Source organism: Lichenicoccus sp. (assembly GCF_965276875.1).
GTDB lineage: Bacteria > Pseudomonadota > Alphaproteobacteria > Acetobacterales > Acetobacteraceae > Lichenicoccus.
This window is the reverse complement of the sequence record NZ_OZ255701.1, coordinates 4195953-4220018: the sequence shown is the minus strand read 5'-3', so window position 1 is coordinate 4220018 and position 24066 is coordinate 4195953. Positions and strand designations below refer to the sequence as shown.

Below are 24066 nucleotides of genomic sequence, written 5' to 3'. Positions count from 1 at the left end.
GAACGGGCTGACGGCGATGAATTGGGTCGATTTCGGCATGCTGGCCCTGATCGCCCTGTCCGCGGCGGCGGGCTTCCTGCGTGGGTTCGCCCGCGAACTGCTCGGCCTCGCCGCCTGGATCGTCGCCGGGGTCCTGGCGAGCCGCCTCTATCCTGGCGCGCTGCCCTTCGTGCAGCGCTGGATTGCCGATCCGCTGATCGCCGACCTGATCTGCTTTACGGTCGTCTTCGTCGTCATCCTGGTGCTGCTCTCGATAGGTGCGAACCTGCTGAGCCGGTTGGTGCGGCTGTCGCTGCTGGGCGGTGTCGACCGCATCTTCGGCGCCGCCTTCGGCCTGGTGCGTGGCGGCGCCCTGCTGGTGCTGTGCTATATCGTGCTCCACTTCGCCCTGCCGGCAGGGGACTGGCCCGCCCTGATACGCACGGCCCGGGGTCTTCCCTATCTCGATGCCGGTGCCCATCTCGTGCTAGCCCACGCACCGCCCCGCTGGCGGCCGCTCCTGCCCCGCATCGGGGCGCCAGCCGGTCAGGAAAGCTTCTGAAGATGTCGGACGATCTCTTTCATGACGACGACAAGCCGCACGACGAGTGCGGCGTGTTCGGCATCTGGAACACCCAGGATGCCGGCGCCATGACCGCTCTGGGGTTGCACGCGCTGCAGCATCGCGGCCAGGAATCGACCGGCATCGTCACCTACAACCGCGACGCGGGAGACGGCGAGAGCCGCTTCCACAGCCACAAGGGCATGGGCCTGGTCGGCGACGTGTTCGGCGATGCGCGGATCATGGCGGGTCTCCCCGGGCGGGCGGCGGTCGGCCATAACCGCTACGCCACCACCGGCGCCACGCTGCTGCGCAACGTCCAGCCGCTCTACGCCGAGTTCGAGTTCGGCGGCCTGGCCGTCGCCCATAACGGCAACCTGACCAACGCCCGCAGCCTGCGCCGGACGCTGGTGCGTCGCGGCTGCATCTTCCAGTCCACCACCGACAGCGAGGTGTTCATCCACCTGATCGCGATCAGCCTGTATTCGACGGTCAGCGACCGGCTGATCGACGCGCTCAAGCAGGTGGTCGGCGCCTACTCGCTGGTGGCCCTATCGCAGGAGGCGATGCTGGGGGTGCGCGATCCGCTGGGCGTGCGCCCGCTGATCCTGGGCCGCATCCCCGGCGACGGCGGCGCGCCGGCCTGGGTACTGGCGAGCGAGAGTTGCGCGCTCGATATCGTCGGCGCCGAGTTCGTGCGCGACGTCGAGCCCGGCGAGATCGTCATCATCAATGCCGACGGGGTGCGCTCACTCAAGCCGTTCGCGCCCACCCGCAGCCGGTTCTGCGTGTTCGAATACATCTATTTCGCGAGGCCGGACTCTGTCCTCGACGGCCACGCCGTCTATGACGCGCGCAAGCGGATCGGCGCCGAACTGGCCCGCGAAAGCGCGATTGACGCCGACGTCATCGTGCCAGTGCCGGATTCCGGCGTGCCCTCGGCGATGGGCTATGCCGCACAGAGCGGCATCCCGTTCGAACTCGGGATCATCCGCAATCATTATGTCGGCCGCACCTTCATCGAGCCGACCGAGCAGATCCGCAATCTCGGCGTCAAGCTGAAGCACTCCGCCAACCGCCCGGCGATGAACGGCAAACGCGTGATCCTGGTCGACGACTCCATCGTACGCGGCACCACCAGCCGCAAGATCGTCGAGATGGTGCGTGCCGCCGGCGCCACCGAGGTGCATATGCGCATCTCCTCGCCGCCCACCACACATTCGTGCTTCTACGGCATCGACACGCCGGAGCGCGGCAAGCTGCTGGCGGCGCGACACGACGTGCGCGAGATGGCGGAGCTGATCGGCGCCGACAGCCTCGCCTTCATCTCCATTGACGGGCTGTATCGTGCCCTTGGCCAGCCCGGGCGCGCACCCGAGCAGCCGCATTTCTGCGATGCCTGCTTTACCGGTCAATACCCGATCGACCTCGCCGACCTTAATGTCGACAGCCGCGCACGGCCGGATTTGTGTGCCGAAGCGGTCTGAAAGGCGACCTGCCGCAAGCACGAGGCTGACGGTGTGGAATGGCACGGCCATCCCACACCGTCGCAGATGTCAGTACTGCGTGTAGTTGACGATCAGGTTGGTCACGTTGACCGTGCCAAGGCCGGTGGCAAGATCGTAGGCCTGGGTGGCCGGGAAGGCTGCGTTGAGGGCATTGGGCGTAATTGACAGCACGCCGATGCCCTTGGTGGAGTTGGCGTTGCTGAAGCAGTTCGGGCTGCCGGAGACGCAGGGCGCGCTGTTGTCGCCTTTGGTCACGTCATAGAACACGCAGGCGCGCGAGACCTGGTTGCCCCTGCTCGCATTGCAGGAATTCACGAGCACCGGATTGCTGTATTGCGACTGTGCGAGCTGATAGAGGCGCGGTGCGATGTTGCCGACCCTGAAGCCCTGATATTGCGCAATGAGAGCAGTGATGCCGGCAAAGGCGGGTGCTGCGAACGAGGTGCCGCCCGCGGCCGAGCCGAGGAAGTCGGTCGTATTGGTATAGTCGCAGGGGACACCGCCTTGCGCCTTGTCGGACATGCAGAACAGATAGAAATGGTTCCAGATGCCGTTGGCCGCGAACAGCGAGATGTCCGGCAGGTCGCGGACGCCGTCATTCGGTACGCCGGGGATCGACGGAGACTGCCAGTCCGGCTTGGCGTAGAGCAGGCTCTGGCCGCCGCCGCCGCCGACGGTGTTCTGTTGACGGAACACCTTCGGCGGATTGTTGCAGCTCTTGATCGGTCCGCCGGAGCCGTAATACGCGTCGATGATTACGTTGGAGCAGGAATTATCCCACGGGATTTCCGGGATGTAGGAGAGCGCCGAGCCGCCGGAACTGCTGTTTTTGCTCGACCAGTAACGGCTGTTCTGACCGAGTGCGGTGTCCTGGAAGTCGGTGCCGCCGACGGCGGTATCGTAGGGGTTGGAGGCCAGCCCGTTTACCGCGAGACCGCCCTTGGCAGCAGTGGCACCCGCCGGATCGCAGCCCGCGCTGGCGCTGTCGCCGCTTGAGACGAAGATCGAGATCCCCTCGGACGCACCCTCCTCGATCAGGTTTGACCACATCTGCAGGAAGGTCAGTCCGTTGCCCTGCTCGCAACCGCCGTAGGAGATCGAGATCGCCGCCGCCGGGGTGCCGAGCTGCACCAGGTTCTGCAGCGTCGTCATCACACCGAAGGTAATGCCGACATCGGCGCAGGACGCTTCGATGATGTTGGCATCGGGTGCCGCGGCACTGGACCATTCGGCATCGAGTGCTGCCTCGCCCTCGTCTGGCGTCGTGCCGGGATCGGCGCAGCCGCCAGGATGGCTGAAGCTCAGCGTGCCCTTGTAGCCGGTAAGGCCGAAGGTCGAGCGAAAGCTGTTCCAGTCGGCCGCCTGGATGTTGGTGCGCTCGGCGACGACGATGGTCTGGCCCTTGCCGGTGATCTTGGCGCCGATGGCCGGCGCGCCGGTGAAGGCCTCGTTCTCGTCATAGATGGTGGCGAAGTCGGACGGGGTGACCGCATAATAGGTCCTGCCATTCGCATTTGCGGTGTAGCTGGTGCCGACATGCGAGACCTTCATCGCCGCCACCGTTGAGGCCGCCAATGGAGCCATGCGGGTGATCTGCGGGGTCGGGAAGAAGTTGCTCATGGTGACGCCGGAGACGACCGGCGCCAGGGCGGCCGGGATTTCGGGCGCGCTCGCGGGTGCCATATGCGCCTGGCCGTTTCGCTGATAGCCATGCATCTGCGTATGGAACGCGCCTGCAACGACCGCAGCACTTCCGGAGAAATCAATCGACATACCGGTGGGCGAGACGCTGTTGACGGTCAGTCCGCTCGCTTGCAGCCACTGCACGGTGGCCGCGATATCCGCGGGCGCCGGACCGTAATCACTACGCAGGGTCGCGGGTGTCAGCCATTTGTGGAAGCTTGGCGAGCCCGGCTGCGTCTGTGCCGCGACCAGGGCGTCGAGTGCGACCTGGCGCGCCGGCGAACGGGCGAGTGCCAGTTGCATATGCTGCACCATCGCACTCCCGTTGAGCGCTCCCTGATCGGTGCTGGACGCGACCGCCGCCGGCATCGAAGCCGCAAGACTGATCATGTGCGCATCCGAAACCGGCGCGGTCACCATGGGCGTTGCGGGTATCGCCGGCGCGGCCAGGGCGTGACCCCCGGCGAGCGCGCACCCAAGCGTCGCGCCGCCGAGCGCCGCACTTCTACAATAAGACCTGAGAGACATTCTTGAATTGCTCCGATGCCCCCGGTGTCCGGGAGAGGTTTTTTCGGGAGGGATTTGGCGACCCAGCCACGTTCGGCTGCCCTTGGCTTTGTTACGGCCCCCGCGTGGACGCAGGCGCTCCGGAGATTGGACTCACGTTTCGATCATGGCAGACCCCCGGCGGTGGCATACCCAACCATGTCGCCTGTCCAAAAAACTCCAAAACGTTTTCTTTAACAAATGGCATCACATCATCACGATGTATCGCGAGTGCAACGCTGGCCGCTATGCCAGGGCGCGCGCCACCGCCTCCGCGGCGCGGATACCGTCGATGGCCGCCGACAGGATGCCGCCGGCATAGCCTGCCCCTTCGCCGGCCGGGAACAGCCCTTCGGTGTTGAGACTCTGGCCGTCCTCGCCGCGCGGGATGCGCAGCGGCGAGGAGGTGCGCGTCTCCACGCCGGTCATTACTGCATCCGCCAACGCAAAACCGGGGATGCGACGGTCGAAGTGCGGCAGCGCCTCGCGGATCGCGACTGTCGCGAAATCGGGCAGGCACGCGGCAAGGTCGGCTGGTGTCACACCGGGCTTGTAGGACGGTATCACCGCGCCGAGCGTGGTCGAGGCGCGGCCGGCGAGGAAATCGCCTACCCGTTGCGCGGGCGCGCGGTAGTCGCCGCCGCCGACGACAAAGGCGCGACGCTCCCAATGCCGCTGAAAACCGATTCCGGCGAGCGGCCCGCCGGGGTCGAATCCGTTCGCGTGGAGCGCGAAGTCGCCAGGCTGCAGCCCGACCACGATGCCGGCGTTTGCGTTGCGCTCGGCGCGAGAATACTGGCTCATGCCGTTGGTCACCACGCCGCCAAGCTCGGAGGCGGCGGCGACCACGGTGCCCCCCGGGCACATGCAAAAGCTATAGACGCCGCGGCCGCCGCTCGCGTGGTGCACCAGCTTGTAGTCGGCGGCACCGAGCAGCTTATGGCCGGCCTGCGGTCCAAACCGTGCGGCGTCGATCAGCGATTGCGGATGCTCGATGCGAACACCGATCGACAGCGGCTTGGCGTGCATCGCAATCCCCGCCGCGTGCAGCGCCTCGAAGCTGTCGCGGGCGCTGTGGCCGATCGCCAACACCACCTGGCGGGCGGCAATCGTGCTGCCGTCGGCCAGTTCCAGCGCCTCGATCCGATGCCGCCCGTTCGCGCCGGTATCGAGATGAAAGCGCGTGACCTGGCTTTCGAAGCGATATTCGCCGCCGAGCGCCTCGATCGAGGCGCGCAGGCTCTCGACCATGCTGACCAGGCGGAAGGTGCCGATATGCGGCTTGGCGACGACCAGGATCTCCGCCGGCGCCCCGGCCTGGACAAACGTCTGGAGCACCTTGCGCCCATACTGGTGCGGGTCCGAGACCTGGCTGTAGAGCTTGCCATCGGAGAAGGTGCCGGCACCGCCCTCGCCGAACTGCACGTTGCTCTCGGGGGTGAGTTCGGCGCGGCGCCAGAATGCGAACGTATCGACGGTGCGACGGCGGACAATCCGGCCGCGCTCAAGGATCAGCGGCCGCAACCCGAGCTGCGCCAGCACCAGGGCGGCGAGCAGCCCGCAAGGGCCCGCACCAATCACCACCGGGCGCAGGAGCGGCGGCGGAGGCAGCGCGACCGGCCGGTAGCAGGCCTCCGGGGCGCGGGTCAGTGCCGCATGGCGCACAAGTGCCGCATCCTCGTCGCGCAAGGCGAGGTCGAGACTATAGACCAGCCGGATCGCGCCGCGGCGGCGGGCGTCGTGGCCGCGCCGGACGATCCGCCAGGACAACAGCTCACCCGGCCCAAGGCCGAGCCGTTCGATCACCGCCTGCTCCAGCGCCTCAGGCGGATGCTCGAGCGGCAGCTTGAGTTCGTTCAGTCGCAGCATCGCGGCTGTGTAGCCCAAGGCCGTGGATCGGCCTACCATCCGCCTCGCAAACGCCCTATCGAGGCGCGATGACGAACCCACATGATCATGACCATGAACACGGGCATGCCGGGAATGGGCATACCGGACACTCTCATGCAGGACACGGGCATGCTCCGGCCAGTTTCGGCCGCGCCTTCGCGATCGGCATTGCGCTCAACATCGCCTATGTCTGTGGCGAGGCAGCCTGGGGCGTGCTCGCGCATTCGATGGCGTTGCTCGCTGACGCCGGCCATAATCTTAGCGACGTGCTCGGCCTCGCCTGCGCCTGGCTCGCAGCGGGCCTCGGCCGCAGGCGTCCGACGCTGCGCTTCACCTACGGCCTGCGGCGCTCCTCGATCCTGTCGGCACTGAGCAACGCCGTGGTCCTGCTGCTGGTCACCGGCGGTATTGCCTGGGAGGCGATCCTGCGTCTGCTGCATCCCGTGGGGGTCGCGGGCCGCGTGGTGATGATCGTGGCGGCGGTCGGCATCGTGATCAACGGTGCCACCGCGCTGCTGTTCATGTCCGGCCGCAAGGGCGACCTGAACCTGCGCGCGGCCTTCCTGCACATGGCGTCGGACGCTTTGATGGCGGCGGCGGTAGTGGTGGCGGGGGCGGCGATCTGGTTCACCGGCTGGCGCTGGATCGACCCGGTGGTCAGCCTCGCGGTGGCGGCGGTGATCGTTGCCGGCACCTGGTCGCTGCTGCGACAGTCGCTCGACCTGGCGCTGGACGCGGTGCCGCCCGGGATCGACAGGGCGGCAGTGGAGCAGTTCCTGCGCCAGTTGCCGGGGGTGACCGACCTGCACGACCTGCATATCTGGGGCATGTCCACGACCGAGACGGCGCTGACCGCGCACCTGATCAGGCCGTTGGGTCAGATCGACGATGCGCTGCTGGCCCATGCCGCCGAGGCGCTGGCAACGCATCACGGCATCGGCCATGCCACCTTCCAGATCGAACAGGGCAGCGGCGGGCGCTGCGCCCAGGCGATGGAGGGCGCCCTCTGAAAGCGGGGCCCATGAAAGCGCCCCCATGAAAGTGCAATGAGCCAGGTTCTCAGGCTCGGCTGGGCCAGCCTTGCGGTCAGCGCGGTGGCACTCGCCCTGAAATATGCAGCCTACGTCGCGACCGGCAGCGTTGCCCTCTACTCGGACGCGATCGAGTGCATCATCAACGTCGTCGCCGCCCTGGGCGGCCTGCTGGCACTTTCGGTGAGCGCCAGGCCCGCTGACGCCAACCACCCGTATGGCCACTACAAGGCGGAATATCTCTCAGCCGTGGTCGAAGGCGCGCTGGTGCTGCTGACCGCCTTTGCCATCGGGCGGCAGGCCTGGTTCGGCCTGCAGCACCCGCACGTGCCGACAGCGCCGGCCCAGGGCATCGCCTTGAATGCCGCCGCCAGCGCGCTGAACTGGGTCTGGGCGCTCGTGCTCAGCCGCGTCGGCCGCCGCCGCCGCTCGCCGGCGCTGGCCGCCGCCGGGCGGCATGTGATGAGCGATGTCTGGACCTCGGCGGCGGTGCTCGCCGGCTTCACCCTGGTGCCGCTGACCGGCTGGCTCTGGCTCGACCCGCTGCTGGCGGCGCTGATCGCGATCAATATCCTGCGCGTCGGCTATGAGATGGTGCGCAGCTCGATCGGCGGCCTGATGGACGAGGTCACCGATCCGCACGCGGTCGAGGACATCCGCCGGGTGATCGCAGAAAACGCCGAAGGCGCCATCGAGGCGCACGACGTGCGCACCCGTTGCGTCGGTTCGATGACCTTCGTCGAATTTCACCTGGTGGTGCCGGCGCAGATGGCGGTGCAGACCGCGCATGAGATCTGCGACCGTATCGAAACCGCGCTGCGACGCGACCTGGGCGACGCGCTCATCAACATCCATGTCGAGCCCGAACAGAAGGCCAAGCGCGAGGGTGCGGTGGTATTGCCGTAGGGCAAAATCCCAGAGCGACGCGCGGAAGATTCAGAAAAGCAACATCTGTGCGGCATTCACCAGCTTGCCACCGGCAACCGGGACCGCGAACTGACCCGTGCTCAGCGACATCGGGTTTGCCAATCCGAGCGCCCGCACGCAGCGCGCGAAACGTTGCGAGAGCATGTCGGCATAGACGCCCTGGCCGCGGAAGCGATGGCCGAAGCGGCTGTCGTTGAGGCCGCCCGCGCGGGTCTCGCGGATCAGGTTGAGCACGTGCTGGGCACGGCGAGGATAATGCTGGTGCAGCCACGTGGTGAACATCTCGCGCAGCTCCAGCGGCAGGCGCAGCAGCACATAGCCTGCATCGGTGGCGCCGGCATCGCGCGCCGCGGTCAGGATGCGCTCGAGTTCGCTGTCGTTGAGGCCGGGGATCATCGGGGCAGCCAGCACGCCGGCCGGGATGGCGGCGTCGGCAAGGCCGGTAAGTGCCGCGAGGCGGCGCTGCGGGTTGGCCGCGCGCGGCTCCATCCGCCGGGCAAGCTCCGCATCAAGCGTGGTGACCGACAGCCAGACCCGCACCAGGCCGCGCGCGGCCATGCGCGAGAGGATATCGCGATCGCGCAGCACGCCGGCCGATTTGGTGACGATGCTGAGCGGATGGCCGAAGCGCTCCAGCACCTCCAGCACCGAGCGGGTCAGCGCCAACGTGCGCTCGACCGGCTGGTAGGGATCGGTGTTGGAGCCGAGCGCGATCGGCTGCGGCACATAGCCCGGCCTGCGCAGTTCGCGTTCGAGCAGTGCCGCGATCTCCGGCTTGTAGGTCAGCTTCGTTTCAAAATCGAGGCCCGGCGAATAGCCGAGATACGCGTGGCTCGGGCGCGCATAGCAATAGACACAGCCATGCTCGCAGCCGCGGTAGGGATTGACGGCGCGGTCAAACCCGAGATCGGGCGACTGGTTCCAGGCGATGGCGCTGCGGCTCGCGTCGCGCGCGAGGGTCGTCGGGAGCGGCGGCGGAGCGAGGCTCTCGGCTTCGATGCTGGCCCAGCCGTCATCGAAGGGCGCCACCGTGAGGCGCTCGAACCGGTTCGCGCTATTGGTTGACACGCCCCGACCCTTGCGCAGCGGGGGGGCGGCGTCTGTCGTACCTTGCATGTCGCGATGATCCGCCGGCGCGCCGCTTCTGTCAAGAACATAGGGTGAACGAAATCATTCTGGTGGAGTGCGCGAAGCGATCGGATTAGGCTCGGGCTTGGCTCGCGCGCGGGCCACGCCGGTGCTACACAAAGATTTGATCCTGGATCACGGACGGTGGCATAGCGGGCATGACGCTTATCGCGATCCTCGATGACCGTGCGAGCAACCGCCAGATCTATGCCCGGCTCGCCGCCACAATCAATGAAGGCGTGGCCGCGCATACCTTTTGCGACGCACCGGCGGCGCTGTCCTGGGCAGAGCAGACGGTGCCCGACCTGGTCATCACCGACTACAAGATGCCGGCCCTGGACGGCGCCGAGTTCACCCGACGGTTCCGCCGATTGGCCGGCTGCGCCGACGTGCCGGTGCTGGTGATCACCGCCTATGACGATCGCGCCTTCCGGCTCGCCGCCCTTCAAGCCGGCGCCACGGACTTCCTGCGCAGCCCGGTCGACCATGCGGAGTTCGTCACCCGCTCGCGCAACATGCTGCGCATGTACAACCAGCATCGGCTGTTGCAGACCCGCGCGGAACGGCTCGAGATCGACCTGCGGCAGAGCGAGCGATCGCGCGAGAAGCTGCTGCGCGACAGCCGCGAGTCGCTGGTCCAGGTGATCGACACGGTTCCCGCCGCGATCAGCGCCAGGGATCGCCAGGGACGCACCGTGTTTGCCAACGCCATGCACGCGCGTCTGGCCGGCGATGCGGCCGCGGTGTTCGGCGAGGTGCATGAAAGCCATAGTTCCCTGCTGGACCAGATGGTGTTCCGTACGGGCAACGCCTTGCTCGGCTTCGAGGAGGAGGTGGTCGACCAGACCGGGGCACACCGCATCCTGCTGACCACGAAGTCACCGTTGCGCAACGGCAGCGACGAAGTCGAGAGCGTGCTGACCACCTCGCTCGACATCACCGAACGCAAGCGCGCCGAACAGCGTCTTGCCCATATGGCGAGCCATGATCCGTTGACCGACCTGCCGAACCGCACGCTGCTGCGCGAACGCCTCGAACGCAGGCTCGGGCAGGCGCCGCGCAGCGAGACGCCGCTCGCGCTGCACTTCATCGATCTCGATCGCTTCAAGGAGGCCAACGACCGCCTCGGCCATCACCTTGGCGACATGGTGCTCAAGCAGGTCGCGCGGCGCCTGGTCGATCTGGCCGGACCGGGCAGTCTGGTGGCGCGTCTGGGTGGCGACGAGTTCGCGGTGCTGCAGGACCGCTGCATCGATAACGCGGCCGCCGAGGCGCTCGCGCGCAGGATCGTGGAGGCTCTGCGCATGCCGTTCAACTTCGGCGAGGAACAGGTTCGGATCAGCTGCAGCGTCGGCATCGCCTTGCACCCGACCGACGGCTCCGAGGTCGAGGAACTGCTGCGCTGCGCGGATCTTGCGATGTACCAGGCCAAGGCCGAAGGGCGCTCCGGCTTTCGGCTGTTCGTGCCCGACCTGAACGAACGGGCGCTGCGTGCGGTCCGGATCAAGGCGGACCTGCGCGGGGCACTCGCCTGCGACGAATTCGTGCTGCACTACCAGCCGCAGGTGACCCTGCAGACCGGGCGGATCAGCGGCGTCGAAGCCCTGCTGCGCTGGAACCGCCCAGGCTACGGACTGCTGATGCCCGGCGAGTTCCTCACGGCGGCACAGGAGAGCGGGCTGCTCGGCATGATCGACGACTGGGTGCTCAGGCGCGCCTGCGCGGAGGCCGCGGGCTGGCACGCCAAGGGGCTGCCGCGGATACGGGTCGCGGTCAACCTCTCCCCCACCGACCTCGCCGGACGCAACATCCTGGGCACCGTCACCGACGTGCTGGCACAGACCGGGCTGGACCCGGCCAGGCTCGAACTCGAGCTGACCGAAGGTGACCTGGTCGAGGATCCACAAGCCGCCGCCGCCGTCCTGCTGGCGCTGCGCAGCCTCGGCGTGAAAATCGCCATCGATGATTTCGGCATGGGCTATTCCTCGCTGGCCTACGTCAAGAACTTCCCCGTCGATCGGCTGAAGATCGACCGTGCCTTCGTTCGCGACCTCGGCACGGTGAGCCCGGATGCTGCGATCGTGCGGGCGATCGTGGCACTCGGTCACAGCCTGGGCATGAGCGTCATGGCCGAGGGAGTGGAGACCGTCACTCAGCTCAGCCTGCTGATGGTCGAGGGCTGCGACGAAATCCAGGGCTACTACTTCAGCCGGCCGGTGCCGGCCGGCGAACTCGAGGACATCCTGCAACGCGAGCAGGCTCTGCAAGCGCCGTTGGGAACGCTGACATGAGGCCGGCGGCAACGCGCGAGCCGGGACAGGATTTCGGCGGCGACACTGCCCGGCATGGCCGCGAGATGGCGATGAATCGCCTGCTGTTCGGCCTGTTGATTGCGATCTATTTCGCCGCCGGAGGCGCCGGCCCGGCCTTGCTGGCCACCCTGATCGGCTACATGGTCTTCGCCCTGCTGCTCTATGGCTGGTTGCGGCTGATGCCAGGCCGCGCCCAGTTCGCGACCTCCGGTTGCGCCATGATCGCCGATCTCGGCGTGATTTCGCTCGGCATGCATCTCGACGGGCCGGGGAACGCGGCGCTGTTTCCGCTTTATTTCTGGGTGATCCAGGGCAACGGCTTCAGGTTCGGCATCAAGCCGCTGTTCGCCGCGACCGCGCTCGCGTTTGCCGGCTTTGCCGCGGTGGCGGCCACCACCCCCTACTGGCGCCAGCAGCCGGCACTCTCGGCCAGCCTGCTCGCCGCTCTCGTGGCATTGCCCAGCTACAGCGGCGCGCTGATCCGCCGGCTGTCGCGCGCCCGCCTGGCCGCCGAGGAGGCGAGCCACGCCAAGAGCATGTTCCTCGCCGCCATCAGCCACGAGCTGCGCACGCCGCTGAACGCCATTCTCGGCTCGGTCTCGCTGATCGAGGACACTCCCCTCGACGAGGAGCAGCGCGGCCTGTTCGCGGCGATGCGTACCGGCACCCAGGCGCTGCTGTCGCTGATCGGCAGCGTGCTGAATTTCTCGCGCGTCGAGGCCGGGCTGATGCCGGTGGCGCGCGAGGCGGTGGACATCGCCCGGCTGCTGATCGAGGTGCGCGACCTGGTTGCGATCCAGGCGCGGATGAAGTCGTTGCGGCTCAACGTCCATGTCGGCGCCGCCGTGCCGCGCCACTGCCTGGGCGACCGCGTGCACCTGCACGAGGTGCTGCTCAACCTCGCCGCCAACGCGATCAAGTTCACCCAATCCGGCGGGGTGTGCCTCAGCGTCGAGGTGACGGCGCCGATCGCGGGCAATTCAGAGGCGCCGCTGCTGCGTTTCGAGGTCAGCGACACCGGCATCGGCATCGCGCTCGAGGCACAGGACCGCATCTTCGAGGTGTTCTCGCAGGCCGATCCCACCATCCTCGATCGCTTCGGCGGAACCGGGCTGGGGCTTGCGATCTCGCGCCAGCTGGTCTCGCTGATGGGCGGCAGCATCGGCGTCGACAGCCGGCCCGGTCGCGGCAGCAGCTTCTGGTTCTCGCTGCCGCTGACGTCAGCGAACCCGGGGGGGGCGCCCGACGCCAATATCCAGTCCGCTGTCAAAGCGGTGCTGCTCTGCGACGATCCCGACCTCGTCGAGCCGATCGAGACCGACCTGCGCGCCCACGGTATGACAGTCCGGCGAGCCACGGCACTCAGCGGCCTGCTTGCGGCCGGCGAGACGTCGCCACCTGAGGTCCTGTTCCTCTACCGTCGCGATCCGCACGGCGACCTGCCGTCCGACTGCGCGTTGCTGGGCCGGCTCGATCCGCGCGGCGCGATCCCGCGCGTGCTGCTCTGCGCAGGCCCGGTGCCGCCGCTGCCGCCCTCGATGCTCAAGCGCCATTTCAACACCACGCTGAGCGTTGCGGCAGCAGAGGAAGACTGGTCGCGCGGCTGCGCGGTCGGCGCCGCCGGGTGTCCTGCCACGCCTCCGCCGCACCGGGATACGGCGCCGACACGAAGCACCTCCACCCTGCATGTCCTGGTCGCCGACGACAACGAGATCAACCGCCGGGTGATCGGCAAGATCCTCGAGCGTGCGGGCCATCGCATATCACTGGTCGAGGACGGTCTGCAGGCGCTGGACGCGATGGAGGGCGGGGGGTTCGATCTGGTGCTGATGGACGTCAACATGCCCGGCATGAACGGGCTCGAAGCCACCCGCATGTTCCGCCTGGCAGCAGCGCCGGCGCCGCATCTGCCGATCCTGGCGCTGACCGCGGACGCCACCGCCGAGACCGAACGTGCCTGCCTGCAGGCCGGGATGGACGCCTGCATCACCAAGCCGGTGACCCCGACGCGGCTGGTGGCGTTGATCGAGGCGATGCTGCCGGCACAATGCCACGACCATCTCGCCAACCTCAAGGTCGTGCCCGACGACAGGGCGGTGACGGCGATCAGCGAGCACCCCCGCTTTTCCAAGCGGCTGCCGGCTCTCGATCTGGACGTGCTGGCCGAGCTCCGGGGCCTGGGCGGCCCTGCGTTCGTCAACGAGCTGCTCGAAGGCTTCGTCGCCGACGCCGGCGTGTTGATCGGCCGCATCGAGGCGGCCATGGTGGCGCGCGACATGACCGGCTTTCGCTGCGAGCTGCACGCGCTGTGCAGCGCCGGCGCCAATATCGGCGCGGCCTCGATCCGCGATGCCGCGACGATCCGCACCGTCACGTCGGCAAGCCTGGCCGCGGATGGGCCCGCACTCGTCCGGCGACTGCGTCAGGAGCTGACCGGCCTCGAAGACGCCTGGCGCGGAGCCAAGCACCCGCCCGGGCAATCCGCCAGCTGATCCCGACAGGCGGGTCGGCCACGCGCAAGCAACGACGCGCTCCTACTCGGCGGCCAAAAGGGGTACGTGGGAGGCTTGCGCCGGACGCAGCCTGCGGCTCTGGGCCATCGCCAGGCGTTCCATCTTACGCAGGTCGGGCTCGGTGACCGTCATCGCGGTCTCGACCCAGATTTCGACAACCCGACGCAGCTCATCGAGGGTGACCGGATTGATCTGCCGGCGGGTACGGCACAGCGCATGATGCGCGTTGAACTTGCGCGTGGTGCGCTCGATGTAGTCGCGCGTGGCGGCCTCGCCCTGGCCATCCTCGGCGAGCACGTCGACGATGCCCATCGCGTGCAGCTCGGAGGCGCTATACAGGTTGCCGGACATGATCATCGCCTCGGCGGCGGGGGCGCCGATGCGTCGTGACAGAAAGCTGTACGCGCCCATTCCGGGAAACAGGTTGAACAGGATCTCAGGCAATCCGAGTCGAGCGGAACGTTCCGCTACAATAACGTCATGGGAAAGTGCGTTCTCGAAGCCACCGCCCAGCGCATCACCTTGCACTAGCGCGATGCTGATGACCGGCAGACCGAACGAGACATGGTTTGCGTAAATGACGTCGATACACTGATGAGCATAGGCGCGCATCGCCTCGCGGTCCCCGGCGCGGATGCGGTCCGCGAAAAAGACGATGTCGCCACCGAGATTATAGACGGTCGGGATCCTGGATCCGACAACAAAGTAACGAATTAGGTCCGCTCCCTCCCGCAGCTGCGCCTCGTGCAGCGCGCCCAGATTGGCCTGCAGTTCCTGGATGTCGGACAGCAACGAGCTGGTTGCGCGGCCACCGCTGCGACCGAGCAGCGCATAGGACCAGCAGGTGCGCAGCGCCTCCTCGTATTCGACATCAAGGTGCTCGAACCGCAACAGGGCGATATCGCGCGCGGCGCGCGGCGCTGCCATGGACGAGAGTTCCTGCGGATCACGCAGTGGCGGGGTGCGATGGAATAGCATGGCGAGGTCCTTATGCTCGGTTTCAATGGGACCATCATGCAATGGAGGAGATGTAATACACCACTACAGTTTTGGGTATCCGCACGATTCAGTGCGATGTCGTTATGTTATCCAGCTTTTGAGATTTACGCAAAATGCGATCAAGCGGCAGCACCGGGGCCGCACCCCGAATACAGTCCGTGTTGGCGCTGCAAACTCAGGCGTGCGTGCGCGTGCCACCAAGATCGACCAAGGCCATGCCTCCGGCCTCGGTGGCAAAGGCGAGTGCGGCGCCGTTTGGGGCGAAACAAAGGGCGGAAATCGCGGCCGGCCCGGGTGCGCAAATCTGAAGCGCGCGACCATTCGCGATCTCGGCCATCAAAACCCTGCCATCGGCAAAACCTGCGGCCACGATCTCATGCAGCGGATGGAAAGCCACGCGGGTACACACCACACCTGCGACGCCGGCCAGCTCGTTGGGTTCCCGCCCCATCGGACCGCCACCGAAAAACGGCCACAGCACGACCGCGTCGGCACCCGATGTCGCAAGCCAGCGTCCATTGCGCGAGAACGACAGCGAACGGGTCTTCTGCGGATAGCCGCTCATGCGCATGTTATGGCCATCGGCGAGACGCCAGCCATGCAGCTCGCGCTCCTGCATGCTGCTGACCACCGCCTCGCCCGCGGGATGGATCGCAACCTCCAGATGGCTGCCCTTCCAGGCGAGCAGACGCGGCTTGTCCTCACGGACTGCTACGAAGCGCAGCGACACGCCGCCATAATGCGCAGCCGCGAGCCGCTTTCCCTTGGCGTCAAAGGCCAGGCCCGCCACGGTGGAGTCATGGGCGTATTCGCGCACCAGTCCACCCGCCGCGTCACGCAACGCCACCTGCTTGCCCTGCGCGCTCGCGATCCAGCCACCCTTGCCGTCGACAACGCTACAGACATGCTCGACCCAGCGGCGCCCACGGGAGAGTTCATGCACCTCCGCCCCATCGATCCGGCACAGCCGGTTGTCGTCGCCGCCGGTGAGAAAGCTGCATGCGCCGACATCCACCGCCAGCGACAGCACCGAACCGTCATGCGCCTGCACTGACCGCCATTCGTCCTGCGGTGTCGGCACACAAGCCAGGTGCACGATGCCTTCGGCGGTCGCGAACGCCGCCAGGTTGCCATCGCGCGAGACGGCGCACGCGGTGATGAAGGCGCCGGCGTCCCGCGCGCTGCCTGGTGCGGCGAGCCGCGGCGGCGCGTCGGTCGTCATTGCGCGATGCAGCCCTCGAAGCCGCGACGCAGGCGTGGCCGGTTGAGGTTACGGCCGATCAGCACCAGGCGTGAATGCCGTGGCTCGCCCTCCGGCCATGGCCCGATGAAGTCGCCGTCGGCCATCATGTGCACTGCCTGGAAGGCGAAGCGCCGGCTCTCCTTGGCATAGGCAAGGATGCCCTTGGCGCGCAGGATATCGGCGCCCTGCTCGGCCAGCACGGCGCCGATCCAGGCCTGGAACTTTTTGCCGTCGAGCGGCTGCTCGACGGTGAAGGAGAGGCTCTGGACCGCCTCGTCGTGACTATGCGCATCGCTGTCAAGGAAGTCCGGCGCGGTCTGCAATGCGCGGGCCAGATCGAAGCCGCCCTGATCGAGGAGCGATGCCACATCGACGCGGCCGCGCTCGGCGCGATGGATGGCGCACAAGCGGTTGATGCCGCGAATGGCGGCCTCAACTGCCTCAAGGCCCGCTTCATCGACCAAGTCGGTCTTGTTGAGCACGATCACGTCGGCGAACGCGATCTGGTTCTGCGCCTCGTGGCTGTCCGCGAGCTCGGCCTTCAGGTTCAGCGCATCGACGACGGTGACCACCGCGTCGAGCCGCGCCTGCGCCCTGATCTCCTCGTCGACAAAGAAGGTCTGCGCCACCGGCGCCGGATCGGCGAGCCCCGTGGTCTCGACGATAATCCCGTCGAAACGGCCGCGCCGCTTCATCAATGCGCCGAGAATGCGGATCAGGTCGCCGCGCACCGTGCAGCAGATGCAGCCGTTGTTCATCTCGAAGACCTCCTCGTCGACATCGACGACGAGGTCGTGGTCAACGCCGAGCTCACCGAACTCGTTGATGACCACCGCATATTTGCGTCCGTGCTCAGCACTGAGGATGTGGTTGAGCAGCGTCGTCTTGCCGGCGCCGAGGAAGCCGGTCAGCACGGTGACCGGGATCAACTGGGTATCAGACATGAAGGTTACCCCTGGTTCGGCCGCCAATATAAGACGGCGTCGCCGCCAGCCCCACCCCCAGCAGCAGGAAGAACCAGCCACCCAGCGGCATGTTGGTGAAGGCGCTGGTCGAGGCGATCGGCCATTCCTGGATCAGCACGGCGCAGAACAGCCCGGTGCGCCATGCGTGCAGGATGGGCGCCTGCGGCCGCGCGAGACCACGCGAAAGCACCAGCAGCCAGGCCAGCACCATCGCACAGAACAGCACCAGGCCCGGGATGCCGGAGTCTGTCACCGCCTGCAGATAATGGTTGTGGGCATGCTGGACGCAAAACGCCGCCCCACCGCCATTCGAGCTTGCTGCGGAGAGCGGCGGGAACCCATGGAAATAGAGTGGGTCCGCGCAGCCGGTGCGAAACCCGTCGAAGCCGCGCCCGGTCCAGGGCTCGTCTTCGGCAATCACCATCGCCCGCGCGTAGATCAGCCCGTAGGGGCTGGCACCGAAATGCCGCATCTGATGCTCGAACAGCACCACCAGGTGGCCGAAACTGCGTGGCGTCACCACCGCAGAGGCCGCGACCAGCGCCGGTACCGCGAGCAGGCAGGCGAGCAGCGGCACACGCAGCCGGCGCAGCATCAACCCCGCTACAAGCAGGCCGAGACCGGTCAGCAGCAGCGGCATGCGCTGGCCGGCCAGCACCATGATCGCCAGACCCGCGAGCAGCACCGCGACGGCCCCGGCGATGCCCCCCCTGCCGCGCCCCATCGCCCAAGCGGCGGCGGGCAGCAGCACCACGAACAGCAGCCGCGACAGGGGAGCGGCCGCGCGCGGCTCGTCATACGGGCCGGTAAGGGTGCCGTCATGAAAGCGCGGATCGCCGAACAGGTTGAAGCCGGTCGCCGCCTGCAGCAGCAACTGCGCCGCGATATAGACGAAGCTCGCCGCCAGCAGCCAGCCCATGATCCTCCGCCGCCGCGGCTCGCGCAAAGTCCAGCCTTGCAGGGCGGCGGCAAACACCAGGAAGCGCAGCGTCGCCAGCGCCTCCAGCAAAGAGTGCATCCCTCCCTGCCCCAAACGACCCACCGGCAGCGAGCAGACCACCAGCCAAACCCACCACACACCGGCGATCCGCACCCAGATCTGACGGATCCAGGCCGAGTCCCCGCGCCACGCCGAACGCAGCAGATAGGCGATCGCGACGGTGTCGATCATCGCCTCGGCGAAGGCGCGGCCATGCACGAGAAAGATCGGGCAGAGCATGGTGGCAGCCAGGCCGATGCGATCCAGCGCGCGGATCATGCGCGCAACGCCTCCAGGCGGGCGCGGGCGATCGGCCGCGCGAAGCAAGCCGCCCTCGCGCGCCCCAACGCGCCCAGCCTGCGTTGCAGCGCGGCGTCACCGGCGAGACCGACGATCGTCTCGGCAAGCATCTCCGGCGGATCCGGCTCGGCCAGCAAGGCGGCGTCGCCGACCACCTCCAGCAGACCCGGACGCTTGGAGACGATCAGCGCCGCACCACACGCCATCGCCTCCAGCGCGGTCATGCCGAACGGCTCCTGCCAGCGGCTCGGCACCACCACGATCGCCGCTTGCGCCATCGCCTCCAGCACACGCGCGTGCGGCAGATAGCCAAGCAGCGCGATGCCCTCGGCCTCGGCGGCCGGTCGCAGGGCGGCCAGGAACGGCGTCTGCGGGCTGGCTGCCGCAAAGCGGTCGGCGCCGATCATCGCCGCGCGCCAGCCCTCAAGCCGCGGCAGTGCCTGCGCGCAGGCGGCGACAAAGGCGTCCGCCCCCTTGTCGGCGACCATCCGACCGGCGAACAGGATCAGCCGCTCGCGCGCAGGCGGCGAAGGCGGGATGTCGTCGAGGTCGATGCAGTTGGGCAGCACCGCAACCGTGTGCGGCGTACGCACGCCTTCAAGAAAGCGCGCCCGCAGCGTCTCCGAGACGCAGACGACCCGCATCCTTGTCAGCAGGGAGGCACGCGCGGTAGGGCTGCGCGCGCGTCGCATCGCCTGCGGATCGTTATGCAGAAACAAGGTCAGCGGCACGCCGGGAAACCGCCTGCTCAGGCCGCGGGCGATCTCGGGCCGGTTATGCACCTCGATGCGCGTCGGCCGCAGGCGGCGCAGCACCCGCGCCACCGCTTCCGTGTAGCGTCCGGGCCCTACCAGCGGCCAGCGCCCCGCTTCAGCCGCGACGAAGCGGCGGCCGGCAAAGGCGGGGCCGGCGAGCGGCGCGCCGATGATGGTCTCCGCGTCGGTACTGAGACGATGCACCAGCAACCCGATGGCGCCGACCGCTTCGGGCGAAAACCCCTCGCGCGGCGGCAGCACGATGGCGATGCTCAGGCAATGTCCTCATAGCGGTCGAGCTGCCATTCGGACGGCTCGGCGACGGCGGCCTGATACCATGCATCCATCAGCGCATGACAGCGCACGACATCGCGGTAGCGCGCGGCGGGCACGCTCAGCGGCGCCGCATAGGCGATCATGCGCGAGACCACCGGCGCGAACGCAACGTCGGCCAAAGTGAAATCCTCGCCGATCAGGAAGCGGCCCGATGCCTCGGACCAGATCCGGTCGATGCGGGCGATGTCGGCGGCGACATCGGCGGGGATGCCGTCCTTGAGCGGATGCGGATCGCGCCCGCAATTCATCGGCATCGCCAGGCGCAGCGCCCGGAAGCCCGAATGCATCTCGGCGACCAGGCTGCGTGCCCTGGCGCGCGCGACCCGCTCATCTGGAAGCAGGCCGGGTGCCAGTTCGGCGCAATACTCACCGATCGCCAGGCTGTCCCAGACCACGGCCCCGCGATGCTCCAGCACCGGCACCAACCCAGCCGGGGTGGCTAGTCGGATGGCATCGGTCGGCCCGTCGCTGAACGGGATGACCTCCTCGGTGACATCGAGGTCGGCGAGCCGCACCGCCAGCCAGCCGCGCAGCGACCAGGAGGAGTAGCGCCGGTTGCCGATCACCAGTCTGCCATCGGCCATGCTCAGGCCTCCTGTTCGGGGGGTTCGCGGCAGAGGAAGCCGCCGCCGAGCACGCGCGCGCCGTCATACAGAACGCAGGCCTGCCCGGGTGCCGCGAGGGCGGCCTCGTCGAGCAGCAGTTCGGCACCCTCGGATGTCGCGCGAATGCTGGCCGCACGGGTCGCCTCGCGGGCGCGCAACTGCACGGCGCAGCGCAGCCCGGCCGCGTGCGGCGGCGGCACCAGCCAGTTCATCGCGCGCAGCCGCCAGCCCCGCCTGCCGCCGCCGCCCCTGCTGCCGCCGTCGCGCGGACCGATGACAATCCGACGGGTTGCCGGCTCGATGGCGAGGACCTGCTGGCGCGCGCCCGATACACTGGCAGCGATGCCCAGCCTGCGGGTCTGTCCTACTGTGTAGCGGGCGATGCCCTGGTGGCGGCCAAGCCGGCGGCCGTCGCCGTCGACGATGTCGCCGTCCCCGGCGATGTCGGGGCGCAAGGTCTCGACCAGATCGCCATAGCCGGCTCCCGGAGGCACGAAGCAGAGGTCCTGGCTGTCTGGCTTGTCCGCGACCACAAGGCCCAGCCGATCCGCGTGCGCGCGTACGATACCCTTGTCCGCCATCTCGCCCAGCGGAAAGCGCAGGAAGTCGAGCTGCCGCGCCGTGGTGGCGAACAGGAACCAGCTCTGGTCGCGCTCCGCGTCGCGGGCGCGGTGCAGCTCGATCCCCCCTTCGGTCTGCCGGCGCCGGACATAGTGCCCGGTGGCCATCGCGTCGGCGCCCAGCTCGCGGGCCAAGCCCAGCAGGTCGGTGAACTTGACACCGCGGTTGCACTGCACGCAGGGAACCGGCGTCTCGCCGCGCGCATAGCTGTCGGCGAAATCGGCGATGACGCTGTCGCGAAACCTCTGCTCGGCGTCGATGACGTAATGCGCCACGCCGATGTGGTCCGCCACGCGACGTGCATCGTCGATGTCGCGCCCGGCGCAACACGCACCCGCCTTCGGGGTGTCGCCGCGATGGTCATGGAGCTGCAGGGTGGCGCCGACCACCTCGTGGCCGGCCTCAGTGAGCAGGCCGGCCACCACCGAGCTGTCGACGCCGCCCGACATGGCAACCAGGATACGCAAAGCGCGCCGCTCAGCCGGTGCGCGGCAGACGCACGACAAGCCCGTCGAGCGCCTCGGTCATCACGATCTGGCAGCCCAGGCGGGAGGTTTTTTCCAGCGCAAACGCCAGATCGAGCATGTCCTCCTCGTCCTCGGTCGGCGGCTGCAGCTTCTCCGCCCAGGCAGGGTCGACTACCACATGGCAGGTGGCGCAGGCGAGCGAGCCTTCGCAGGCGCCTTCGAGGTCGACGCCGTGACGGTGCGCGATCTCCAGGACGGAGAGACCGAGCGGCGCCTCCACCTCGCGCACGCTGCCGTCACGCTCAAAGAAGCTCATCTTGGGCATGGATCGCGGGTTCCAAGGTGCTGGCAGTCAAGGTTTGGTCAGGATCGTGCGCGCGCACCAGGATGCGCGCGGCCTGATCCAATTCCGCCGGTGAGGTAAAGCGTCCGATTGCCAGGCGCAAGCTCCGCTCGGCCTGATCGCGGCTCAGGCCCATCGCGCGCAGCACCGCGGAGGGTTCGATCGAGGCGGACGCGCAGGCGGACCCCGTCGACAGGCAGAGCTCCGGGGCGCGGGCGATGATCTCCAGGGCCGGCGCGCGCGGAAACCGCAGATTGAGGTTGCCCGGAATTCGATGGGTCAGACTGCCATTGACCACCAGCCCGGGGATCTCGCGCGCAAGATGCGCCAGCAGCCCGTCACGCAGGTCGCCCAGGCGTCGCCGCTCCGTCGGCAGCGCCTCGCGTGCGAGCGCGCAGGCGACGCCGAACCCCACCACCAGCGGCACCGGCAAGGTGCCCGAGCGCAGGCCGCGCTCCTGGCCGCCACCGGAGAACAGAGGTGCCAGCCGCACCCGCGGCCGTCGCCTGACATAGAGCGCACCCACACCCTTGGGTCCGTACATCTTGTGGGCGCTGAGCGAGGCGAGATCGAGGCAGGCAGTGTCGAGCGCGATCTTGCCGACGGCCTGTGCCAGATCCGAGTGGAACAGCGCGCCCGCGCCACGCGTCAGGGCCGAGCAGGCGGCGAGGTCCTGGATCACGCCGGTTTCGTTGTTGACCGCCATGATGCTGACCAGCAGGGTCGGCGTGCGAAGCGCCGCCTCCAGGTCCGCGAGGTCCAGCCTGCCGTCCGGCTGAACCGGCAGGACCACCGGCTCGAAGCCCTCCGACGCGAGGTCGCGCACGCTGGCCAGCACGCAAGGATGCTCGGTGGCCAGGGTAATCAGGCGGCGGCGCGGATCGCCGATGGCCAGCGCCTGCCGGGCTGCCCCCTTGATGGCGAGGTTGTTCGCCTCGGTGGCGCCCGAGGTGAAGACGATCTCGCGCGCCTCCGCGCCCAGCAGGGCCGCCACCGACCCGCGCGCCTGCTCGGTCGCGGCCTCGGCGTCGCGGCCCATCGGGTGCTCGCCGCTATGGGCGTTGCCGTAGGTGCTGCTGAACCAGGGCAGCATGGCGTCCAGCACGCGCGCATCGCAGGTGGTGGTCGCCTGGTTGTCGAGATAGATCACGCCGCCGCCCGCCCCATCAGTACCATCGCCGCATAAGCCTCGATGAAGCCGGCGACCGCCTGGGGCTCGACGTTCCAGGGCAGCGACACCCGGATCGCCTCGCCGGCGGCGTCGCCATACCCCATTGCGGCCAGTACATGCGAGCGGGCCACCTTGCCGGACGAGCAGGCGCTGCCGGCGGAGACGCCGTAGCCGGCGAGGTCGAGGGCGATCAGCTGGCCTTCGGCGCGCCGCCCGGGCAGGACGAGGCAGACGGTGTTGGGCAGGCGCGCGGCGCCCTCGCCGCCGATCCGCGCACCGCATGCGACCGCCGCCTGCTCGATCGTGATGATGAGCGCGCGCTGCACGCCGGCGCGCGCGACGCGGTCCCCGCAGGCCGCGACCGCGGCGGCGGCGAAGCCCGCGATCGCCGGCAGCGCCGGGGTGCCACCACGCCGGCCACGCTCCTGGCCGCCGCCGGCGAGCACTGGGGCGAGCGCGCCGCGCCTGGCGCCCGCGAGCAGCAGCGCGCCGGCGCCCTTCGGTCCACCGAGTTTGTGCGCTGAAAGCGCCAGACTCTGTGCGCCGAGGGCGGCGAGATCGACCGCGATCCGCCCGGCCGCCTGCACCGCATCGACATGCAGCCAGGCGCCATGATGCGCGCACAAGGCGGCCGCCTCGGCTAGCGGATGCACAACGCCGGTTTCGTTGTTGGCGAGCATCAGACAAACCAGGGCGGGACCTCCGGCCTCGCGCAGCCTGGTTTCGAGTTCGTCGAGCCGGATGGTGCCGTCGGCCGCGACCCCGATCAGCGTGGCATCCGCCGGCAGGGCCGCACGCACGCAGTCATGCTCGGTGGCGCCGGCAAGAACCGGCCGACCCGGATTGTGCAGAGCCAGGGCGTTGGCCTCGGTGCCGCCGGAGGTAAACACCAGGTCGTCAGGTGCCGCGCCGAAGAGGCCCGCGATCTGCGCGCGGGACGCTTCGAGACATTGCCGAGCCTGCCGACCGGCGCGGTGCGGCGAGGCCGGATTACCGCAAAGGCCAGCGGCCGCGACCATCGCCGCCAAAGCCTCCGGCCGCAGCGGCTCGGTAGCATTGGCGTCAAAGCAAGTAAACATTTGGTTAGAAAATGCTGCCATTCAGGCATGACCTTCGCTGTTGGAACAGCATAACGATGCTGGTGGATGGCTAATCACAAAGCCGTGTCTGAATTCGTTTCAGGACATCGAGGCGTGGAACTTG

At 68.2% G+C, this 24066-nt stretch carries 19 protein-coding genes; 6 read left to right on the top strand and 13 right to left on the bottom strand.

The features are described from left to right. The first annotated feature begins 16 nt into the window (after nucleotides 1-16). Together ACQY4K_RS20445 and purF are read left to right on the top strand one after the other, a co-directional pair. Entirely contained in the window at nucleotides 17-541 is a 525-nt protein-coding gene (locus ACQY4K_RS20445) for a CvpA family protein (RefSeq protein WP_428392046.1), read from the top strand. Nucleotides 542-543: 2 nt separating this feature from the next. Beyond that, nucleotides 544-2028, top strand: coding sequence for an amidophosphoribosyltransferase (gene purF / locus ACQY4K_RS20440; protein WP_428392044.1), 1485 nt, complete (start codon nucleotides 544-546; stop codon nucleotides 2026-2028). Between the two features lie 69 nt (nucleotides 2029-2097). On the opposite strand, the gene ACQY4K_RS20435 is transcribed toward purF, so the two are convergent. Next, nucleotides 2098-4260: a S53 family peptidase gene (locus ACQY4K_RS20435; protein WP_428392042.1), complete on the bottom strand. Its 2163-nt coding sequence runs from the start codon at nucleotides 4258-4260 to the stop codon at nucleotides 2098-2100. A 264-nt stretch (nucleotides 4261-4524) separates the two neighbouring features. Continuing rightward, nucleotides 4525-6147 (bottom strand): NAD(P)/FAD-dependent oxidoreductase, encoded by a 1623-nt coding sequence (locus ACQY4K_RS20430; RefSeq protein WP_428392040.1) that lies wholly within the window; start codon nucleotides 6145-6147, stop codon nucleotides 4525-4527. Between the two features lie 68 nt (nucleotides 6148-6215). Here ACQY4K_RS20430 and ACQY4K_RS20425 point away from each other — a divergent pair, with 68 nt between their 5' ends. Both ACQY4K_RS20425 and ACQY4K_RS20420 read left to right on the top strand, forming a co-directional pair. Beyond that, nucleotides 6216-7178, top strand: a complete 963-nt coding sequence (locus ACQY4K_RS20425) for a cation diffusion facilitator family transporter (protein WP_428392039.1) — start codon at nucleotides 6216-6218, stop codon at nucleotides 7176-7178. A 36-nt stretch (nucleotides 7179-7214) separates the two neighbouring features. After that, a complete protein-coding gene (locus ACQY4K_RS20420; protein WP_428392037.1) occupies nucleotides 7215-8105 on the top strand; it encodes a cation diffusion facilitator family transporter in 891 nt (296 codons plus the stop codon). A 30-nt stretch (nucleotides 8106-8135) separates the two neighbouring features. On the opposite strand, the gene ACQY4K_RS20415 is transcribed toward ACQY4K_RS20420, so the two are convergent. After that, nucleotides 8136-9194, bottom strand: coding sequence for a PA0069 family radical SAM protein (locus ACQY4K_RS20415; RefSeq protein WP_428392035.1), 1059 nt, complete (start codon nucleotides 9192-9194; stop codon nucleotides 8136-8138). A 218-nt stretch (nucleotides 9195-9412) separates the two neighbouring features. Here ACQY4K_RS20415 and ACQY4K_RS20410 point away from each other — a divergent pair, with 218 nt between their 5' ends. Then, a complete protein-coding gene (locus ACQY4K_RS20410) occupies nucleotides 9413-11545 on the top strand; it encodes an EAL domain-containing protein (protein WP_428392033.1) in 2133 nt (710 codons plus the stop codon). Continuing rightward, a complete protein-coding gene (locus ACQY4K_RS20405) occupies nucleotides 11542-14058 on the top strand; it encodes a response regulator (protein ID WP_428392032.1) in 2517 nt (838 codons plus the stop codon). Before ACQY4K_RS20410 ends, ACQY4K_RS20405 begins: the two co-directional genes overlap by 4 nt. A 42-nt stretch (nucleotides 14059-14100) precedes the next feature. Here the strand turns inward: ACQY4K_RS20405 and ACQY4K_RS20400 are convergent, their stop codons facing one another. The 10 genes from ACQY4K_RS20400 to ACQY4K_RS20355 all read right to left on the bottom strand — a co-directional run bounded on the left by ACQY4K_RS20400 (nucleotide 14101) and on the right by ACQY4K_RS20355 (nucleotide 23942). Next, nucleotides 14101-15057: a crotonase/enoyl-CoA hydratase family protein gene (locus tag ACQY4K_RS20400; RefSeq protein WP_428392030.1), complete on the bottom strand. Its 957-nt coding sequence runs from the start codon at nucleotides 15055-15057 to the stop codon at nucleotides 14101-14103. Nucleotides 15058-15253: 196 nt separating this feature from the next. Further along, nucleotides 15254-16300 (bottom strand): WD40 repeat domain-containing protein, encoded by a 1047-nt coding sequence (locus ACQY4K_RS20395; RefSeq protein ID WP_428392028.1) that lies wholly within the window; start codon nucleotides 16298-16300, stop codon nucleotides 15254-15256. Continuing rightward, on the bottom strand, nucleotides 16297-17265 hold the full coding sequence (locus ACQY4K_RS20390; protein ID WP_428392027.1) for a CobW family GTP-binding protein: 969 nt from the start codon (nucleotides 17263-17265) through the stop codon (nucleotides 16297-16299). The genes ACQY4K_RS20395 and ACQY4K_RS20390 overlap by 4 nt, the downstream gene beginning before the upstream one ends. Next, on the bottom strand, nucleotides 17258-18544 hold the full coding sequence (locus ACQY4K_RS20385; RefSeq protein ID WP_428392025.1) for an O-antigen ligase family protein: 1287 nt from the start codon (nucleotides 18542-18544) through the stop codon (nucleotides 17258-17260). The genes ACQY4K_RS20390 and ACQY4K_RS20385 overlap by 8 nt, the downstream gene beginning before the upstream one ends. Continuing rightward, nucleotides 18541-19581: a glycosyltransferase family 4 protein gene (locus ACQY4K_RS20380; RefSeq protein ID WP_428392024.1), complete on the bottom strand. Its 1041-nt coding sequence runs from the start codon at nucleotides 19579-19581 to the stop codon at nucleotides 18541-18543. The genes ACQY4K_RS20385 and ACQY4K_RS20380 overlap by 4 nt, the downstream gene beginning before the upstream one ends. 11 nt (nucleotides 19582-19592) lie before the next feature. After that, complete coding sequence (locus ACQY4K_RS20375) at nucleotides 19593-20240, bottom strand: glutathione S-transferase (RefSeq protein ID WP_428392022.1); 648 nt, start codon at nucleotides 20238-20240, stop codon at nucleotides 19593-19595. Between the two features lie 2 nt (nucleotides 20241-20242). After that, nucleotides 20243-21349, bottom strand: a complete 1107-nt coding sequence (gene mnmA / locus ACQY4K_RS20370) for a tRNA 2-thiouridine(34) synthase MnmA (RefSeq protein WP_428392020.1) — start codon at nucleotides 21347-21349, stop codon at nucleotides 20243-20245. 10 nt (nucleotides 21350-21359) lie between these two features. Beyond that, a complete protein-coding gene (locus ACQY4K_RS20365; RefSeq protein WP_428392018.1) occupies nucleotides 21360-21674 on the bottom strand; it encodes a ferredoxin family 2Fe-2S iron-sulfur cluster binding protein in 315 nt (104 codons plus the stop codon). Further along, a complete protein-coding gene (locus ACQY4K_RS20360) occupies nucleotides 21652-22842 on the bottom strand; it encodes a cysteine desulfurase family protein (protein WP_428392016.1) in 1191 nt (396 codons plus the stop codon). Before ACQY4K_RS20360 ends, ACQY4K_RS20365 begins: the two co-directional genes overlap by 23 nt. Beyond that, on the bottom strand, nucleotides 22839-23942 hold the full coding sequence (locus ACQY4K_RS20355; RefSeq protein ID WP_428392014.1) for a cysteine desulfurase family protein: 1104 nt from the start codon (nucleotides 23940-23942) through the stop codon (nucleotides 22839-22841). Before ACQY4K_RS20355 ends, ACQY4K_RS20360 begins: the two co-directional genes overlap by 4 nt. Nucleotides 23943-24066: the final 124 nt, after the last annotated feature.

Bases quoted from the DNA above. Each gene is read 5' to 3' on its own strand.
- ACQY4K_RS20425 (WP_428392039.1), top strand. From the start codon at position 6,216: ATGACGAACCCACATGATCATGACCATGAACACGGGCATGCCGGGAAT.
- ACQY4K_RS20355 (WP_428392014.1), bottom strand. From the start codon at position 23,942: ATGTTTACTTGCTTTGACGCCAATGCTACCGAGCCGCTGCGGCCGGAG.
- ACQY4K_RS20395 (WP_428392028.1), bottom strand. From the start codon at position 16,300: ATGACGACCGACGCGCCGCCGCGGCTCGCCGCACCAGGCAGCGCGCGG.
- ACQY4K_RS20405 (WP_428392032.1), top strand. From the start codon at position 11,542: ATGAGGCCGGCGGCAACGCGCGAGCCGGGACAGGATTTCGGCGGCGAC.
- ACQY4K_RS20430 (WP_428392040.1), bottom strand. From the start codon at position 6,147: ATGCTGCGACTGAACGAACTCAAGCTGCCGCTCGAGCATCCGCCTGAG.
- ACQY4K_RS20410 (WP_428392033.1), top strand. From the start codon at position 9,413: ATGACGCTTATCGCGATCCTCGATGACCGTGCGAGCAACCGCCAGATC.
- ACQY4K_RS20400 (WP_428392030.1), bottom strand. From the start codon at position 15,057: ATGCTATTCCATCGCACCCCGCCACTGCGTGATCCGCAGGAACTCTCG.
- ACQY4K_RS20375 (WP_428392022.1), bottom strand. From the start codon at position 20,240: ATGGCCGATGGCAGACTGGTGATCGGCAACCGGCGCTACTCCTCCTGG.
- ACQY4K_RS20420 (WP_428392037.1), top strand. From the start codon at position 7,215: ATGAGCCAGGTTCTCAGGCTCGGCTGGGCCAGCCTTGCGGTCAGCGCG.
- purF (WP_428392044.1), top strand. From the start codon at position 544: ATGTCGGACGATCTCTTTCATGACGACGACAAGCCGCACGACGAGTGC.
- ACQY4K_RS20445 (WP_428392046.1), top strand. From the start codon at position 17: ATGAATTGGGTCGATTTCGGCATGCTGGCCCTGATCGCCCTGTCCGCG.
- ACQY4K_RS20385 (WP_428392025.1), bottom strand. From the start codon at position 18,544: ATGATCCGCGCGCTGGATCGCATCGGCCTGGCTGCCACCATGCTCTGC.
- ACQY4K_RS20390 (WP_428392027.1), bottom strand. From the start codon at position 17,265: ATGTCTGATACCCAGTTGATCCCGGTCACCGTGCTGACCGGCTTCCTC.
- ACQY4K_RS20365 (WP_428392018.1), bottom strand. From the start codon at position 21,674: ATGCCCAAGATGAGCTTCTTTGAGCGTGACGGCAGCGTGCGCGAGGTG.
- ACQY4K_RS20435 (WP_428392042.1), bottom strand. From the start codon at position 4,260: ATGTCTCTCAGGTCTTATTGTAGAAGTGCGGCGCTCGGCGGCGCGACG.